Raw genomic sequence first — 17,645 nt, 5'->3', positions numbered from 1 at the left:
TATCTTCTGGAAAAATAATGGCTTTTTATCAAATTAATTGATGTAGGGCTTATAATCCACCCACTTCTCTTGGTGTTGCTCGCATTGAGCTACGAATTGTATTGCCCATCATGTCTACTCTTGCTTGGAATGGTGGGAACGGTAATGGAATACTGTGTTCTGCAAAAGCTAAGAGAATATTTTGGTGGATCTCATGTCTTGCTGGCATTCTATGCCCCATCTCTGCTGCATAAACACGTAGTTCGAAAATTTGAATACCTTGTTGTAAATCGACCAGATAAACCTCTGGCGCAGGGTTTTCTAAAATCATCGTAGAGCGTTTTGAGGCTTCTAATAACACATTTGTCACTTGCTCACTGTTGCAGTCTGCAGGTGCTGGGATTGTCATTACGATACGAGTAATTGAATCTGATAGTGACCAGTTAATAAATTGCTCTGTAATAAAGGCCTTGTTCGGTACGATAATTTCTTTTCTATCCCAGTCGGTTAACGTTGTTGCCCGAGTGTTGATCTTAGAGATATTTCCGGTCAAATTACGAATGGTAACGGTATCGCCAATACGAATTGGTTTTTCGAATAAGATCATCAAACCTGAAATGATGTTGGCAAAAATTTCTTGTAAACCAAAACCTAATCCGACCCCCATTGCGGCCACTAGCCACTGTAATTTTGACCATTCAATCCCTAATAAAGAGAAACCCACGATACTACCAATTAAGGTGATGGTGTATTTGGTCATGGTGGTAATGGCGTAACCTGTACCAGGTGTTAAATCAAGATGCTGCAAAATGGCCAACTCAAGTAAAGCGGGGAGATTTCGAACTAATTGCGTTGTAATAATAATGACGAGGATCGCCACTAAAATAGAGCCCATCGTGATTGGTTGTACTGTGTTAACGCCATTCACTGATGAGGTGACATCCCAAAGTCGAATATTGTCGACGAAAGAGAATGCAGTGTTTAATTCAGACCACAATAAGATCATCGAGACTAATGCAATCATAGTTAGAATAGAACGAACTAAACCAATAGATTGCGCACTAATCGCATCAAGGTCTATTTCTTGCGCTTCAATTTCAAGTCCTACTGTGCTTTCACCACTGCTTCCGACAATCGTATTTTCATCTTCACCTTTTGCGCGCTGAGCCAAAATTTCTGCACGCTTTTGTTTAGCACGTTCAAAGGCTAATTTTCGGCGCTGAATAAGCATCCATCGCTGAATAATATGGTAGATAATCAGCAGAGCAAACCAAATGGCGACAGACATTTCTAAACGACCGAGTAAGACAATCGAGGTAGAAAGGTAACCTAAGATAGCGGCTAAAGCAGCAATAACAGGAGCAACCAGTAAGAACCACCATAAAATGGTGTTGATCAGGTTATCACCCGATCCATGTTTATCGAGATAAAGTGGGACGTGAGCTTTTTTAAGGCTAGAGGTAATAAAGCTTAGGGCGATACAGAGTAGTAAGAAACAAAAGCGACCGACTGTTGGCGCAAATTCTCTATCACTATAATATTCAAAGGTAATTAATGACATCATCAGCGGAACGATGACAAAAATAGAAAGCTGATAAAAGCGCATCGCTTTTTTAACCCGGCTCTCTTTCCATTTAAATTGAGCAATAAACAGACCGTTATGACGTGCAAACGTTGCACTGATCATAAATAGCCATAGCACTGGTGCTGCTGCTGTGACCCCATATCCAATAGCTCCCGCCATTGGATAACGCCATTCAACACTTTGTAAGCCATAGCCTACGGCAGACCACAACAGAGGTAATGGTAACGCAATTAAAATAGACCAAAAGACAGTGCGTATCGTTAGTGAAAAGTGATCTTGTGTGACTTTACCAATACGGTTGCTGACTCTTTCAAGAAATGCGTTGTAATGTTTTCGAGTACGCAAACTAAAGCCTACAATCGATAAAGTAGCAAATAGGAATAGGAACGTATCTTGATTTTTAAGCATACTGACAGCTGCATGACCTAATTGTGAGAAGGTATCTAGCGAAAGCAGCCGAGTGATATCTTTGACTAATAAAACCGGATAATTAAATTTGATAGGGCTGATATCGGCAACCCAGAACATATAACGGTTTGTCGCGTCTTTTGTCTCTTTTAAAGCGTCGGCTAATTGTGTTGTCGCAACTTTTAGTTTTGTTAATTCAAGAATTTGAGAATCATAACCAGATAGCAATGAATTCAATAATTCATGGCGTGCTTGGATCAGAGAATCAAAAATATATTGCTGAGCTTCAGGTAATTTAGAACCATCGGCAGTTTCTGGTGGCTGGATTTTGCTTAAGTTTTCCAGCATATCTTCATAGCCTAAACGCTCGACACGTAATTGAATGATATCTCTATCAAGCTCTTGTGAACGAGGCATTTCAGGTAGGCGAGATAGTTGTGTTCTTAATGCTTCACCTAATGCTGTTGATCCGCTTAACCACTGTGCTTGTTCTCGGATCGTGGTGAGTGTTTGACGGACTTGTTGTGTCTGCTGTGTGGTAATGCGCTGTTTTTCTGACAGCTCACTCATTTCCTGAGTTTGTTTATTCAGGATTTGAGAGAGTTCTCGGTTAGTTTGGATCTGCTTTGTCAGAAACTCAGGAAGTTCACCACCTTTCTCCGCTAACATCTCTGTTTTTTCTAATGCGAGATCAGCCACTTCTTGGCGCTTTATATTTAATAAGCTGCGCAATTGTTGTAGCTGTACATCCAGACGCTGATAGCGTTTTTTAAACAACTCTAAGCGAAGGCGAGCGATTTCTTGGCGATTATTAGCTGAAAGTTGTGCCATTTCTAGCTCATTAACCATCGCTTTACGTGCGGTAACCTCAGCTTGTGTGAGCTTATTTTGTGCTTCTGTTAATGGTGTTGTTGATGCACTGACAGAGGCCAGTCTTGCTGTCGCATCACTAAGTAAACGACGCGCTTCTGAAAGTTGTTGGGGTAATAAGTTTAACGACTCACTGATTTCACGACTTTTATCTTGTTCTTGTTGCTGGAGTCGTGCTTGTTCCATTAGTTGACTACTGACTTGAATAATTTTCTGTTCTAAATCAGGAATACTAATTTTTTCAGGGATAGTTGGAACCGCATGGCTCTCTTCAAGCAGTTTTGTTCTCAGCTCTTGTGTGATTTGCGGATAATCATCAATGGCTTTTTGATAATTATCTGCATTTGCTTGCGCTTTTTCACCATCATTAATCCAATTGATAGTGCCTTGTAGCGCCTGAACTGCCTCAATATCTTGAGGATTGGTACTTCCTTCAAGTTGTTTTATATCTTGACGCAATTTCTCTACATCTGCTGATATTGCAGATGTACTTAAAGAAAGCGTCAAAAAGAGAGAGAAGAAAAGAGTGATTATCAGGCGCACAAAGGTTACTCCGAATTACGTGTTATTCACTGATGGCATTGTTGTCATTACCAGCGACATTAATGATGGAACCCAGTTGTTCCCCCATTAAGGTAACGGAGCCATTCATAAGATCTTTATTCAATTGAACGGTGTTTTCTGGGAAAAGATTGATGACTGTTGAGCCTAATTTGAATCGGCCCATCTCTTCACCTTTTTTCAAGAATATCGCTCCTGCTTTATCTGCTTGAGGATATGTCCAACGCTTAATAATACCTTCGCGAGGTGGCGTTACCATGCCACACCAAACCGTTTCAATACTACCGACAATTGTTGCACCAACCAGAATTTGTATCATTGGACCAAATTGTGTTTCAAATAGGCAGATAATACGTTCATTACGTGCAAATAAGTTAGGGACATTAGCCGCTGTTAATGGATTAACAGAGAAGAGATCACCTGGAACATAAATCATCTCTTTTAATAAGCCATCGTAAGGCATGTGAACACGGTGGTAATCACGAGGTGAAAGATACGTCGTAATAAACTGCCCATTACGGAACTTATCCGCCAACATAAAATTACCAGCAAGTAATGCTTCAAGGGTGTAGTGATGTCCTTTGGCTTGCAAGATTTGATCATCTTGAATTAGACCAAGTTGGCTTACTGCACCATCTGCCGGTAATGCAAGTTTGTCATTACCTTCAACAATAGGACGAGCACCGTCTTTTAAGGCACGAATAAAAAAGTCATTGAATGTAGAATAAGCTTGGAACTGGCTGTCTTTCGCTTCATTCATATCGACTTTATAAGCTTTCGCAAATGTCTTGATAACAAACTGGGTGATGGCACCTGCTTTTTTATTTGCGAACCAGCCTGCTAACTGTGTTAGCCATAATTTAGGCAATAAATACTGTAGTTTAATTTTTAGCTTGTCCAAAATGGCAACCTCTGGGATTAAACGATAAAAAATAGACAAAAGGGGTCTATTGTACCTACCCTTATTAGGGTTGTCAGTGAATCAATTATTAAGAGTCTAAATTAATGTTCTTACGAACCTTAACTTGGCTCATACTTTCTAAAATTCGGTGGTAGTTTTCAAATCGTGTTTCTGCTATTTCGTTGTTTCTCACCGCTTCACTTATTAAGCAACCAGGATCGTCTAAGTGCTTACAATCGCGGAATTTACATCCACCAAGGTACGGTCTGAATTCAACAAAACCTTTTGTTACTTGCTCTGGCGTTAAGTGCCATAAACCAAATTCACGTACACCAGGAGAGTCAATGACATCTCCGCCTTGTGGGAAATGGTACAGGCGTGACGCTGTTGTGGTATGTTGGCCTAATCCTGAGTTATCAGAGACTTGATTAACAACGATGCTTTCTTCCATTGGGGGTAACAGCGTGTTAAGTAAACTTGATTTACCCACACCAGATTGCCCTGCAAAAATAGAGATGCGTCCGATAAGTTCTTGAGTCAGTGCTTCTAACCCTTCTTTAGTATAGCTAGAGACTTCAAGGACGCGATAACCAATATCTTTATAAATTTGCATCCATTCACTCACAGTCTTACGACCTTCTTCATCTAACATATCGATTTTATTGAGTACAATCAGAGGCTCAACATTTAAGGTCTCACATGCAACAAGGTAACGATCGATAATATTTAAAGATAATTCAGGTAAAATAGCCGAAACGATAATAATTTGATCGATATTAGCGGCAATAGGCTTAATGCCATCATAATAGTCAGGACGAGTAAGCACTGAAGTTCGTTCGTGTACGGCTTCAACAATACCATTTACGCGGACATTTTCTTGTGTTTGTAGCGCAGGGCGCCAAACAACTTTATCACCCGTTACCAGTGATGAAATTGTGCGTCGAATATTGCATCGTGTAATTGTGCCGTCTGCAGCTTCGATATCTGCATGTTGACCAAAACGGCTGATCACTAAACCTTCTGTCGCTTCGCCTAATTGCGCATCGTCTAATTCAACGTGGTTTTTTTTCTCTTTGCTCTGCAAACGCTTTTTATGATTTTCTTGTACTCGGCGTTGCTGGCCTTTAGATAATTTACGTTTTGTCACCGATCCTCACTTGTATTATTCGGTTAGATGTTCTTCTGTCGTGCTTATTGAGTAAACGCGCTATGATAAATACTAAAATATCATGTCTCACACTTAGAAACAGCTAGGATATATTATGTCAAAAAGCGAGAACAATCTGATCTGGATAGATCTGGAAATGACAGGCCTTGATCCTGAACGTGATCGTATCATCGAAATTGCCACTATCGTGACAGATCCTCAACTTAATATTTTAGCCGAAGGCCCTGTTATTGCAGTCCATCAATCTGATGAACAATTAAGTTTAATGGATGAATGGAATACACGTACCCATACAGGTAGTGGCTTAGTTGAGCGCGTAAAAACCAGTTCATATGATGATAATTCAGCACAAAAAGCGACAATTGAATTCCTAGAAAAATGGGTACCAAAAGGTGTATCACCTATCTGTGGTAATAGTGTGGGGCAAGATAGACGTTTTCTATACCGTTATATGCCAGAATTAGAGCAATATTTTCACTATCGTTATCTTGATGTGAGCACATTAAAAGAGTTAGCACGTCGTTGGAAACCTGAAATTTTAGAAGGATTTGAGAAAAAGAATACTCATCAGGCATTGGATGATATTCGTGAATCCATTGCAGAACTTGCTTATTATCGTAAAACCTTTATTAAAGAGTAAAAAGCGTGCATTGATGATTGATATTACATCATTATGATGATTTTATCGGCATGTAATCAAAAAAACGTATTTTTTTGTTGATAAAGGCTTGCGGTTAAGCATTTTTCTCGTATAATGCGCTTCCCGTACCGATGAAGAATTTTATTTGTACGGGTGTAAGAAAGACGCGGGAATAGCTCAGTTGGTAGAGCACAACCTTGCCAAGGTTGGGGTCGCGAGTTCGAGTCTCGTTTCCCGCTCCAATCTTTCTTAGACAGTTATTAGTAGTGTTATGCGACGCGGGAATAGCTCAGTTGGTAGAGCACAACCTTGCCAAGGTTGGGGTCGCGAGTTCGAGTCTCGTTTCCCGCTCCAAATCTTTTACTAGTGATTGTCAAAACTTACCAAATGCGGGAATAGCTCAGTTGGTAGAGCACAACCTTGCCAAGGTTGGGGTCGCGAGTTCGAGTCTCGTTTCCCGCTCCAAGTTTTTCTCTTCTGTTTTATCAAATCTCATTTTTAACCCCCATAAAGAAATTTTAAGTTTTTTCTCTCACTTTTTTTAATATCGACTACACTGTTTTAGGGTGAAGATTAAGTGACTTTACTTAATACGCGTAAAAAGAGTGTGCTGGATTTTTGTTCAAAAAAGAAGATGTCATTACTACATGTAAGATCAAGCTATTTTTTTGTGATCTATCTTTGATCTTTACTTGCATTTCTAATTTGACAGCACTAGAATGTGCGCCTTTCCTCATTTAGAGGGGAAATCAGAGGCAAGATCATTTTTTAGGTTTTAGGCCTTTATTCTGTTAAACAGGCATTGAATAGTATTTTAGAAAAAGGAAAGGGTTTCTCAGGCTTTTCTTTAAAAAAATGTGATATATATTCTACTATTCTTAAAATCTTTCCAAATCAATTTATCCACAGTGAGATGCTAATAACCACCGCATCTAAGCACTATTTATTTTTTTACTGCACAGAGTTATCCACAAGTACGTATCCTTAAGTGATCAGGATATTATTCTCTTCAATAAATTGATTGGATTTTATATCTAGTTGATAACTAAGTTTATTTTATTTTTTTTAATTTTGAGTCTTAGTTCGCTTGAATTTTTTGTTCATGTTGATAGGCAAGGGATTTTTATTTTATTCACAGAGGAAATTAATGGTTACTCGTAATCTGTTTATTCTGTTAAAAATTAAGCATCACGAGGTAAGCCTTTAGTTATTGCCCTTACTAAGCGTTTTTGTTGTGAAGTCTGTATTTTTATCTCTTTTTCATTTCTTTTCGCTATCTGTTGTGCAATCGCCCAGTTTAAATGTTCATCTAAAACATCACTCAATCCAAAGCGTTCTTGCAAGGCAAGTATAATTTTATCTTGATAAGGCGCATTTCCTAACGCCACACTAATATTTCTAAGCCAACGTAAATAACCAATACGGCGGATCGGCGAACCTTCTGTAATACGCAGAAATTTATCTTCACTCCATTGAAACAGATCGAGTAATTCAGGGGTATGAAGCGCTTTCCTTGGGGAGAAATTTTCTTCGTTAGTCAGTGATGAAAAACGATTCCAAGGACAGATAAGTTGGCAATCATCACAACCATAAATGCGATTACCCATGAGAGAGCGAAATTCTTCAGGAATAGCACCATCAAGTTCGATAGTGAGATAAGAAATACAGCGACGAGCATCGATAGTGTAAGGCGCAACAATGGCACCTGTCGGACAGGTTGTTATACAGGCAACACATTTACCGCATTGTTCTTCAACTGGGCTATCAGTAGGTAATGGCAAATCAATCAGTAGTTCACCAAGGAAAAACCAAGAGCCAGCTTGATTGTTAATAACAAGTGAGTGTTTACCAACCCAGCCAAGCCCTGCCTTAACGGCTAATGGGCGTTCCATAATCGGTGCTGAATCAACGAAAGGACGAAAGTTGACGACTCCTTGATATTCAAATTGTTGGCAATATTGTGAAATTCTTTCACCGAGTTTTTTAAGACGCTGTCTTAATACTTTGTGATAATCCCGACCAAGTGCATAACGACTGATATAGCCTTGTTCTGGATTATTTAAGGTTCGTGCAAAAGCTGCATCCGTGGGGAGGTAATTCATTCTGACACTGATAACACGTAATGTACCTGGAACCAATTCATGAGGTCTGGCTCGTGTCATTCCATATTTTTCCATCCATGCCATTTCACCATGATATTGCTTATCTAACCACGCTTGCAGGCGAGGCTCTTCAAGTGATAAGTCCGTATCACATATTCCTGTTTGTTGAAAACCGAGCTCAGAACCCCATAATTTTATGTTTTGAGCGAGAAGATCAAGATCAAGTGATGACATGAATAAACCAAATCAATAAATAGGTAAAAGGTGAGTCCTAAGAGCGCGCAGTGTATCATAGTGAGGCAGTAGGAAAAATCCTCGTAATAAATAGATTTATGGTATGTTATTCGATATTGATTTCGATAACTATTTGCCTTAAGAAAACATATAAAGCTTAGTATTTGATATTCTCCAACGATCTCACTTTATTAAGCCGTTATAACTTAACAATAGATTATATAAATATGAAAGAATGGGTTGTTAAATTAGAAGATGAAGCGGCAACAGTTGAACTAGGGCGTACTGTTGCAATGGCGACGGAGCATCGCGGATTGATCATTTATTTATACGGCGATCTTGGTGCGGGAAAAACAACCTTTTGTCGCGGCTTTTTACAAGCGCTGGGTCATCAAGGACATGTAAAAAGCCCAACGTATACATTAGTTGAGCCTTATATGCTGTCGCCAAATCCGGTTTATCATTTTGATCTTTATCGTTTAGCTTCTGCTGAAGAGCTGGAATTTATGGGAATACGCGACTATTTTGAGCAAGACGCGTTATGCCTTATTGAATGGCCATCGCAAGGCGAAGGCTTTTTACCTAACGCGGATTTAGAACTTCATTTAAGTTACGAAGATGAAGGTCGAAAAGCGCGTTTTGTTGCCCTTTCACAAAGAGGGAATACTGTTTTATCCCGTATTCAGTCTGCATAAAGGAATATTGATTATGTCGAGTCTCATTACTATTGTGAGTCAAAGTCAGCGCTATGTTGTTGCCTTTTTGTTGGTTGCTTTGTCTTTATTTTTTGTGCAAATAGCACAAGCCGCTACTGTGACAGAAGTGAAAGCAGAAAACGGTATTTCAGCAACAACCCTCACATTTACTTTTAGTGATGGGAAGCCGAGTTATCGATATTATTCATTAAAAAGCCCTGACCGTTTGGTGATGGATTTTAAACAGAGCACAAAAATTACAGGATTACCTGCAACACTGGGTAATGGGCTGTTAGTCCATAAAATTCGCTCAACGCAATCAAAAGATAGCCAATACCAAAGTATGGTCGTGGAACTTGCTCAGCCGGTTGTGGTGACGGAGAGTTTGGTGAATGTAGGTGCTGGATACAAGTTAGTACTTACTATCAAGGCTATGAGCGGCCGAACAAATAGCAATGCACAATCAACAGTCACTGTTGTTGCGTTATCACCGACAGCAATGACATCAAATTCAAGCGTAAATACAGCTGCAAATATAAATAGGGAAATGGCACCTTTAATTACCAAGTCGACACCAGATGCAGCGCCTATTGTGAAACCACGCGTCACACCTGCAAAACCACAAGCCGGCTCTCGCCAAATTATTATTGCGATAGATGCAGGACATGGTGGGCAAGATCCGGGTGCGATTGGTCAAAAAGGTAATCGTGAAAAAGACGTGACGTTAAGTGTAGCAAGAAAGTTGGAAGCTCGATTACGTAATGATCCTATGTTTAAACCTGTTCTAACACGTAGTGGTGATTATTTTATCTCAGTTGCGGGGCGTTCTGAAGTTGCCCGTAAGCAAAGTGCGAATATGTTAGTGTCTATTCATGCAGACTCTGCACCAAATCGTAGCGCAAGAGGTGCTTCTGTGTGGGTGCTTTCTAATCGACGAGCAAACAGTGAATTAGGTAAGTGGCTTGAACAAAGTGAGAAACAATCTGAATTACTCGGTGGTGCAGGTGATGCATTAGATGGCGCGGATCCTTATTTAAGTCAAACCGTGCTTGATTTGCAGTTTGGTAATTCACAGCGAGTCGGTTATGACGTTGCCGTTGCTGTATTGTCCGAATTAAGAAAAGTGGGGTCATTACATAAGAAAACACCAGAGCATGCGAGCTTAGGTGTTTTACGTTCACCTGATATCCCTTCAATTTTAGTTGAAACTGGCTTTATCAGTCATGCGTCAGAAGAGCAGTTACTGATTTCTGATGTTTATCAAGAGAAACTTGCGGCATCTATTCACGCGGGTTTAAGAAATTATTTTCTGGCTCATCCTTTACAAAACGCGCCTAATTGATTGAGTAGAATGGAATAAAGGTAATGGCAATAAATTTATTACCTCCTCAGCTTGCAAACCAAATTGCCGCAGGGGAAGTTGTTGAAAGACCTGCCTCTGTTGTTAAAGAGTTGCTGGAAAATAGTTTAGATGCAGGCGCGACCTCAATTGATATTGATATCGATAAAGGTGGTGCAAAGCTTATTCGTATTCGTGATAATGGATGTGGTATCAATCGTGATGATTTGAAGTTAGCACTTGCTCGCCATGCAACTAGCAAAATATCAAGTCTTGACGATCTCGAAGCCATAATGAGTATGGGGTTTCGTGGAGAAGCATTAGCGAGCATTAGTTCTGTTTCCCGTTTAATTCTGACATCGCGTACTCAAGATCAAGAAGAAGCATGGCAAGCTTATGCAGAAGGCAGAGATATGGCAGTCACCGTTAAACCTGCCGCTCATCCAGTAGGAAGTACTGTTGAAGTGCTTGATCTCTTTTATAACACGCCGGCAAGACGTAAATTTTTACGGACTGAAAAAACAGAATTTGCACATATCGATGAAGTAGTGCGCCGCATTGCGTTATCGCGTTTTGATGTCACTATCAATCTTACTCATAATGGCAAACGTGTTCGGCAATACCGTGCGGTAAAAGATGAAAGTCAGCAAAATCGCCGTTTGAGTGCGATTTGTGGTAATAATTTTGTTAATCAATCAATGCAGTTATCGTGGGAACATGGTGATTTAGCAATAAAAGGGTGGGTAGAACATCCTTTATCGCCAGTGCAAAGTAGTGAAATTCAGTATTGTTATGTGAATGGACGAATGATGCGTGATAGATTAATTAATCATGCTATTCGCCAAGCTTACGAAGGTTATTTGCAAGGAGAACAGCAACCTTCTTACATTTTGTATTTAAGTGTTGATCCTCACCAAGTCGATGTTAATGTCCATCCAGCTAAACATGAAGTTCGCTTTCATGAATCTCGCTTGGTTCATGATTTTATCTATCAAGGTGTGTTGAGTGTTTTAAGACAAGCAACCCAAGAGCCTTTATCATTAACGTCAGATGATGAAGAAGAACACGAAACAGCGTTAAACTTCCCTGAAAATCGTCAAGTTGCAGGTGAAAACGTATTTTCTCAGCCTTATCAAGCACCAATAGCTCAAACTCCGCTAAATACATCATCACACCAATACAGCGAACGAGAGCAAAACAATAATTCACATCAAAAGCAAGCCTCTCACTTTGGAGGTCGCCATCAGTTTGGTGAAAGTTATCAGCGGACACAAGGCGCGCTTTATCAAAAAATGGTGCAAGAAAGTGTAGCAGCATCAAAAGATAAAGAGAAAATACCACTATTTCCTGAGCGTGCCCCATTGAATTTAGGTGAAATCGTTCATACAACTAATAATACTAAAAAAGATGCCATTTCGGTGATGCCTCGTTCTGTCAATGTGAAAGAGGGACAAAATGATTATACTTTTGGGCGAGTATTGGCAATTTATCAGCACAAATATGCGTTAATAGAATCTTCACAAGGTCTTGGGTTGTTATCATTGGAAGAAGCTGATTTTCTGTTAAAATGTGCACAATTACTGCCTAAAGATGAAACATTGAAGCCACAACCTTTGTTAGTGCCTTTAAAGTTAGCATTGAGTAAAGAGGAGATTAGTGTATTCAATCAGTTTCAATCACTAATCAGTCATTTCGGGATCGTTATCGAAATTTCTCACGGTAAAGCAACAATACATGCAGTATCGTTACCTTTGCGCCAGCAAAATTTACCCGTGTTATTGACAGCATTATTAACCTATTTGTCAGCAGAACAATCTTGTACCAAGCAACAATTAGGACAGTGGTTTGCAAAACAATTAGGAGCCGAGCAGGCGCAATGGACACAAGCTCAAGCAGTAGGGCTATTGGCTGATATTGAAAGATTTTGTCCTCAGTATGTCAGACAGCCAGCAAAAAACTTATTACAATTAATAGATTTACAACCGGTGGTAGTGGCATTAAATAATGAGCGATGTGAATACGCAAATAAAACCTAAAGCAATTTTTCTAATGGGACCTACAGCGTCAGGTAAAACAGCATTAGCAATTGCACTGAGACAGAAACTGCCTGTAGATATTATTAGCGTGGATTCAGCTCTTATCTATCGTGGTATGGATATCGGTACAGCAAAGCCGGATGCGAATGAGCAATCGCTTGCTCCACATCGATTAATTGATATTCTAGACCCAGCATTTCCCTATTCTGCTGCAGATTTTCGACGAGATGCATTAAAGGCAATGGAAGAAATTACTGCAGTTGGACGAATTCCACTATTAGTGGGTGGGACTATGCTATATTTTAAAGCGTTACTTGAAGGTCTATCGCCTTTGCCCAGTGCCAATTCGGATGTTCGTGCTGAAATAGAAAAAAAAGCAGCAGAGCAAGGGTGGGAGGCAATACATAAAGAGTTAGCATTAGTTGATCCTGTTGCAGCACAACGGATCCATCCTAATGATCCTCAACGGCTTTCTCGTGCGTTAGAAGTTTACCTGATTTCAGGTAAGACAATGACGGAATTGACAAAAATATCAGGCGAGTCTTTGCCTTATGATGTTTATCAATTTGCGATTGCTCCGAAAGATAGAAATGTTCTTCACCAACGCATTGAAGCTCGTTTTAAACAGATGTTAACGTGTGGATTTGAAGATGAAGTAAAATCATTGTATGAACGGGGCGATTTGCATGAAGATCTACCTTCTGTACGTTGTGTCGGTTATCGCCAGATGTGGTCATATTTATCAGGCGAAATAGATTATGATGAGATGGTTTATCGAGGGATCTGCGCGACCCGGCAATTAGCGAAGCGACAAATCACCTGGTTAAGGGGTTGGAATAACATTCACTGGCTTGACAGTGAAGATCCAAAACAATCTCTTGACACTGTTTTGCAGGTAGTTAGTGCATAGATGGTAGGTTTGTGTAAAATTGATAGTTGCCAAAGCGCAATTTTTGAGTAGTTCATTTTTCGAACCAATTAGGTTCTAATATAAAACAACAAAATAAGGAAAACATAGAATGGCTAAGGGGCAATCTTTGCAAGATCCTTTCCTGAACGCATTACGTCGTGAAAGGGTTCCCGTTTCTATCTATTTGGTAAACGGCATTAAATTGCAGGGTCAGATCGAATCTTTTGACCAATTTGTTATTTTGCTGAAAAACACAGTAAGTCAGATGGTATATAAACATGCTATCTCTACCGTGGTACCTTCGCGTCCTGTTTCTCATCATAGCAACACAGGCACGAACCAAACGGGTACAGGCTACAATGGTGGCACTGCTCAGCAGGATGAAGTTGCAGAATAATAAGCCAATATTATTCTTGATATAAGAAAAACATAGGTAGGGAGACTTTACCTATGTTTTTTCCTGTTTTTATAAAGTCTAAGAGGTTTCGCCTTTGTTTGATCGTTATGAAGGTGGCGAATTAGCCGTTTTAGTGCACGTATTCTTTTCTCAAGAAAAGGACGTTGAGGATTTGCAAGAATTTGAATCTTTGGTGACATCTGCGGGTGTTAAACCAGTTCAAATTATTACAGGAAATCGTAAAGCACCTCATCCTAAATATTATGTGGGTGAAGGTAAGGCAGAAGAAATTGCCGAAGCTGTAAAAGCAAGTGGTGCAGATGTTGTTTTATTTAATCATGCACTGACACCTGCACAAGAACGAAATCTGGAAAGACTTTGTGAATGCCGAGTGGTTGATCGCACGGGAGTTATCCTTGATATTTTTGCTCAAAGAGCAAGAACCCATGAAGGAAAATTACAGGTAGAACTCGCCCAGTTACGTCACTTATCAACCCGTTTAGTCAGAGGGTGGACTCACCTTGAAAGACAAAAAGGGGGGATCGGGTTACGAGGACCAGGTGAAACTCAGCTAGAAACAGACCGTCGCTTACTCCGAGGTAAAATTAGTCAAATTCTAATGCGATTGGGTAGGGTTGAGCGTCAGCGTGAACAAGGACGACAAGCGCGGAGTAAAGCTGATATTCCAACATTATCTCTTGTTGGTTACACGAATGCGGGGAAATCGAGTTTATTTAATCATATTACCTGCTCTGATGTATATGCAGCAGATCAGCTCTTTGCAACATTAGATCCGACACTAAGACGTATTCAAGTCGAGGACGTGGGAACGGTTGTATTAGCCGATACTGTTGGATTTATTCGACATTTACCTCATGATCTTGTTGCTGCTTTTAAAGCCACTTTGCAAGAAACACGAGAAGCAACCTTACTTCTTCATGTTATTGATGCAGCAGATAGCCGTTTTGAGGAAAATATTCATGCAGTTGAACATGTATTAGAAGAGATTGATGCTCAAGAAATACCAACACTGCATGTTATGAACAAAATTGATCTTCTTGAAGACTTCACTCCAAGAATTGATCGAAATGAAGAAAACTTACCCGTTAGGGTTTGGGTTTCTGCACAAACAGGTGAAGGCATTCCTCTGTTGTATCAGGCGTTGACAGAACGTCTTTCAGGTGAGATCGCACACTTTGAATTACGTTTACCGCCAGAAGATACAGGGCGATTACGTAGTCGTTTTTATCAATTACAGTCAATAGAACGTGAATGGATTGAAAAAGACGGTAAAGTTGGGCTAATCATACGTATGCCTATGGTAGACTGGCGCCGCCTTTGCAAGCAGGAACCAAATTTATTGGATTACGTGGTCTAATATTCGGCCATAATAAAGAACATTAACTGAGAGCTGGCGACGAAATCGGCTCTTAAGCCTGATAAATCTAATCATAATAATGGAGCTAGAACATGGCGTGGAATCAGCCCGGTAACAACGGACAAGACCGCGACCCGTGGGGTAACCGAAACAGCGGCAATAATAATGGCGATGGCAACGGTAACTCTAACGGTAATCAAGGAGGTCGGAATCGTGGAGCATCAGATCTCGATGATATGTTCCGTAAACTGAGTGAAAAGCTTGGTGGTTTCGGCGGTAAAAAAGGTGGAAACTCCTCTTCTGGGCAAAATGGCGGTCCTCGTAGCAATGCTGGAAATCTTTTGATTTCTCTTGCGTTAGGTGCGGTTGTCGTGGTTTGGGCTGCGAGTGGTTTTTATACCATCAAAGAGGCAGAGCAAGGCGTAGTGACGCGTTTTGGTAAATTTTACCAAATCGTTGAACCTGGTCTGAACTGGAAACCAACTTTTATTGATGAAGTTCAGCCTGTTAACGTAAAAACTATCCGTGATTTAACCACGGGTGGCATGATGTTAACGTCAGATGAAAACATGGTTCAAGTTGAGATAAACGTGCAGTATGTTGTCTCCGATCCAGAAACATTTCTGTTTAACCTGACAACACCAATTAACAGCTTAGGTCAGGCGACTGACAGTGCAGTACGTGGTGTTATTGGTCGTTCAGAAATGGAAAAAATTCTGACTTCTAACCGCTCAGAAATTCGTGACCAGACACGTCAAGAATTAGAAGAGACGATTCGCCCTTATAACATGGGTATTTCGATTGTGGACGTCAACTTCCAAGTTGCTCGCCCACCAGAAGCGGTAAAGGCAGCATTTGATGACGTTATCGCTGCGCGTGAAGAAGAACAAAAAACAATTCGTCAAGCTGAAGCTTATAAAAACGAAGTGTTACCGTTAGCAAAAGGTAACGCACAACGTATGATTGAAGAAGCGACTGCTTATAAAACCAGTGTGGTAATGAAAGCAGAAGGTGAGGTAGCAAGCTTTGCTAAAATCTTACCTGAATATCGTGCTGCTCCTGAAATTACTCGCGAACGTCTTTACATTGAAACGATGGAAAAAGTGCTATCAAAAACACGTAAAGTCATCGCTAATGATAAAGGTAATAGCATGTTAGTGCTGCCTTTAGAGCAAATGTTACGTCAACAATCTCAAGCGACTACACCATCAAATAAGTTTGAGGCGCCTGCTCGTATCAACACACCCGCTCCAACTGTAAATCCAGCACCGGCACAAAAACCAGCAACAACGACTTATGGTAATGGTGGATATGGTAGTAATAATGGCGGTTATGGTCAGCCTTATGGCAATAATCAAGGAGGACAATAATCATGCGTAAAGTTATCGCTGTTGTTGCAGTTATTATTTTAGCGTTGTTGTACTCTTCTGTATTTGTCGTTCAACAGTATGAGCGTGGCATTATTTTACGCTTTGCGAAAGTTGTGCGAGATGCTGAAAATAAACCCGTTGTTTATGAACCGGGTCTTCACTTTAAAATTCCATTTATTGAGAATGTGAAAAAACTGGATGCGCGTATTCAAACTATGAATATCCAGCAAGACCGTTTCTTATCAGGTGAGAATAAAGACTTATTAGTTGACTCTTATCTGAAATGGCGTATCAGTGATTTCAGCACCTACTATCTGGCAACAGGTGGTGGTAACACAATGCAGGCTGAAACTTTACTGCGTCGTAAATTCAGTGACCGTTTACGTTCTGAGATTGGTCGTATGAGCGTAAACCAAATTATTACGGATTCTCGTGGTCGTTTAACCATTGATGTTCGTAATGCGCTGAATGAAGGTACGCCATCTCGTGATTCAAGTGCTGCTGATGATGCAATCGCAATCGCTGCTAAAAAAGTCGCTGAGGAAACTAAAGGCCAAGCTCCAGCTATTAATATGAACAGTATGGCGGCTTTAGGTATTGAAGTGATTGATGTTCGAATCAAACAAATCAACTTACCTATGGAAGTTTCTGAAGCAATTTATCAGCGTATGCGTGCAGAGCGTGAAGCTGTTGCTCGTCGTCACCGCTCACAAGGTCAAGAGCAAGCTGTGAAAATTCGTGCAGCTGCGGATAAGACCGTAACAGAAACACTTGCGGAGTCTGAGCGTGAATCATTACGTCTTCGCGGTGAAGGTGATGCTCAGGCAACTAAACTGTTTGCTGATGCGTTTAGCCAAGATCCAGACTTCTATGCTTTCATTCGTAGCTTACGTGCTTATGAGAAAAGCTTTAACCAAGATGGTAATGACGTCATGGTATTAAGCCCAGATAGCGATTTCTTACGCTATATGAAAGCACCAACAAAAGCGCGGGCAATTGAAGAGTAATTTCCAAACGTATTAAACCGTTTGAGTAAATTATAAAATCCTCCACCTTAAAAAGTGGGGGATTT

General features: G+C 40.3%; 13 protein-coding genes and 3 tRNA genes. 12 read left to right on the top strand and 4 right to left on the bottom strand.

Annotated elements, in window-relative coordinates; all coding sequences use genetic code 11:
* Nucleotides 1-49: 49 nt before the first annotated feature.
* The 3 genes from mscM to rsgA form a co-directional block, all read right to left on the bottom strand.
* On the bottom strand, nucleotides 50-3,385 hold the full coding sequence (gene mscM, locus QSH13_RS09200; protein WP_286039065.1) for a miniconductance mechanosensitive channel MscM: 3,336 nt from the start codon (nucleotides 3,383-3,385) through the stop codon (nucleotides 50-52).
* 22 nt (nucleotides 3,386-3,407) lie between these two features.
* Nucleotides 3,408-4,304 carry an archaetidylserine decarboxylase gene (gene asd / locus QSH13_RS09195; protein WP_109396801.1) on the bottom strand — a complete coding sequence of 299 codons (897 nt, stop codon included), beginning with the start codon at nucleotides 4,302-4,304 and terminating at the stop codon, nucleotides 3,408-3,410.
* 88 nt (nucleotides 4,305-4,392) lie between these two features.
* Nucleotides 4,393-5,451: a small ribosomal subunit biogenesis GTPase RsgA gene (rsgA, locus tag QSH13_RS09190; RefSeq protein WP_109396643.1), complete on the bottom strand. Its 1,059-nt coding sequence runs from the start codon at nucleotides 5,449-5,451 to the stop codon at nucleotides 4,393-4,395.
* Nucleotides 5,452-5,566: 115 nt separating this feature from the next.
* On the opposite strand from rsgA, the gene orn reads away from it, so the two are divergent.
* From orn to QSH13_RS09170, 4 genes are all read left to right on the top strand, one after another.
* The gene (orn, locus tag QSH13_RS09185; protein ID WP_109396645.1) at nucleotides 5,567-6,112 is read left to right on the top strand and encodes an oligoribonuclease; all 546 of its coding nucleotides are present in this window, start codon (nucleotides 5,567-5,569) and stop codon (nucleotides 6,110-6,112) included.
* Nucleotides 6,113-6,278: 166 nt separating this feature from the next.
* Nucleotides 6,279-6,354 (top strand) — tRNA-Gly (locus tag QSH13_RS09180).
* 36 nt (nucleotides 6,355-6,390) lie between these two features.
* A tRNA-Gly gene (locus tag QSH13_RS09175) sits at nucleotides 6,391-6,466 on the top strand.
* A gap of 35 nt (nucleotides 6,467-6,501) precedes the next feature.
* Nucleotides 6,502-6,577, top strand: a tRNA-Gly gene (locus QSH13_RS09170).
* 716 nt (nucleotides 6,578-7,293) lie between these two features.
* Here the strand turns inward: QSH13_RS09170 and queG are convergent.
* Complete coding sequence (queG, locus tag QSH13_RS09165) at nucleotides 7,294-8,448, bottom strand: tRNA epoxyqueuosine(34) reductase QueG (RefSeq protein ID WP_286039064.1); 1,155 nt, start codon at nucleotides 8,446-8,448, stop codon at nucleotides 7,294-7,296.
* 227 nt (nucleotides 8,449-8,675) lie between these two features.
* Here queG and tsaE point away from each other — a divergent pair, with 227 nt between their 5' ends.
* From tsaE to hflC, 8 genes are all read left to right on the top strand, one after another.
* A complete protein-coding gene (gene tsaE / locus QSH13_RS09160) occupies nucleotides 8,676-9,143 on the top strand; it encodes a tRNA (adenosine(37)-N6)-threonylcarbamoyltransferase complex ATPase subunit type 1 TsaE (protein ID WP_109396649.1) in 468 nt (155 codons plus the stop codon).
* Nucleotides 9,144-9,156: 13 nt separating this feature from the next.
* Nucleotides 9,157-10,485: an N-acetylmuramoyl-L-alanine amidase gene (locus tag QSH13_RS09155; protein WP_109396651.1), complete on the top strand. Its 1,329-nt coding sequence runs from the start codon at nucleotides 9,157-9,159 to the stop codon at nucleotides 10,483-10,485.
* 23 nt (nucleotides 10,486-10,508) lie between these two features.
* Nucleotides 10,509-12,518, top strand: coding sequence for a DNA mismatch repair endonuclease MutL (mutL, locus tag QSH13_RS09150; protein WP_286039063.1), 2,010 nt, complete (start codon nucleotides 10,509-10,511; stop codon nucleotides 12,516-12,518).
* Complete coding sequence (gene miaA, locus QSH13_RS09145; protein WP_109396655.1) at nucleotides 12,487-13,428, top strand: tRNA (adenosine(37)-N6)-dimethylallyltransferase MiaA; 942 nt, start codon at nucleotides 12,487-12,489, stop codon at nucleotides 13,426-13,428. Before mutL ends, miaA begins: the two co-directional genes overlap by 32 nt.
* Nucleotides 13,429-13,537: 109 nt before the next feature.
* Nucleotides 13,538-13,825: an RNA chaperone Hfq gene (gene hfq / locus QSH13_RS09140; protein ID WP_109396656.1), complete on the top strand. Its 288-nt coding sequence runs from the start codon at nucleotides 13,538-13,540 to the stop codon at nucleotides 13,823-13,825.
* Between the two features lie 94 nt (nucleotides 13,826-13,919).
* The gene (gene hflX / locus QSH13_RS09135; RefSeq protein WP_109396658.1) at nucleotides 13,920-15,203 is read left to right on the top strand and encodes a ribosome rescue GTPase HflX; all 1,284 of its coding nucleotides are present in this window, start codon (nucleotides 13,920-13,922) and stop codon (nucleotides 15,201-15,203) included.
* Between the two features lie 92 nt (nucleotides 15,204-15,295).
* Nucleotides 15,296-16,573, top strand: a complete 1,278-nt coding sequence (hflK, locus tag QSH13_RS09130; protein ID WP_109396660.1) for an FtsH protease activity modulator HflK — start codon at nucleotides 15,296-15,298, stop codon at nucleotides 16,571-16,573.
* Between the two features lie 2 nt (nucleotides 16,574-16,575).
* Nucleotides 16,576-17,580, top strand: coding sequence for a protease modulator HflC (gene hflC / locus QSH13_RS09125; protein WP_109396662.1), 1,005 nt, complete (start codon nucleotides 16,576-16,578; stop codon nucleotides 17,578-17,580).
* Nucleotides 17,581-17,645 lie beyond the last annotated feature (65 nt).

The sequence above is a fragment of the Proteus faecis genome (assembly GCF_030286765.1).
Classification (GTDB): Bacteria; Pseudomonadota; Gammaproteobacteria; order Enterobacterales; family Enterobacteriaceae; genus Proteus; species Proteus faecis.
This window is presented reverse-complemented; position numbering and strand designations above follow the sequence as displayed.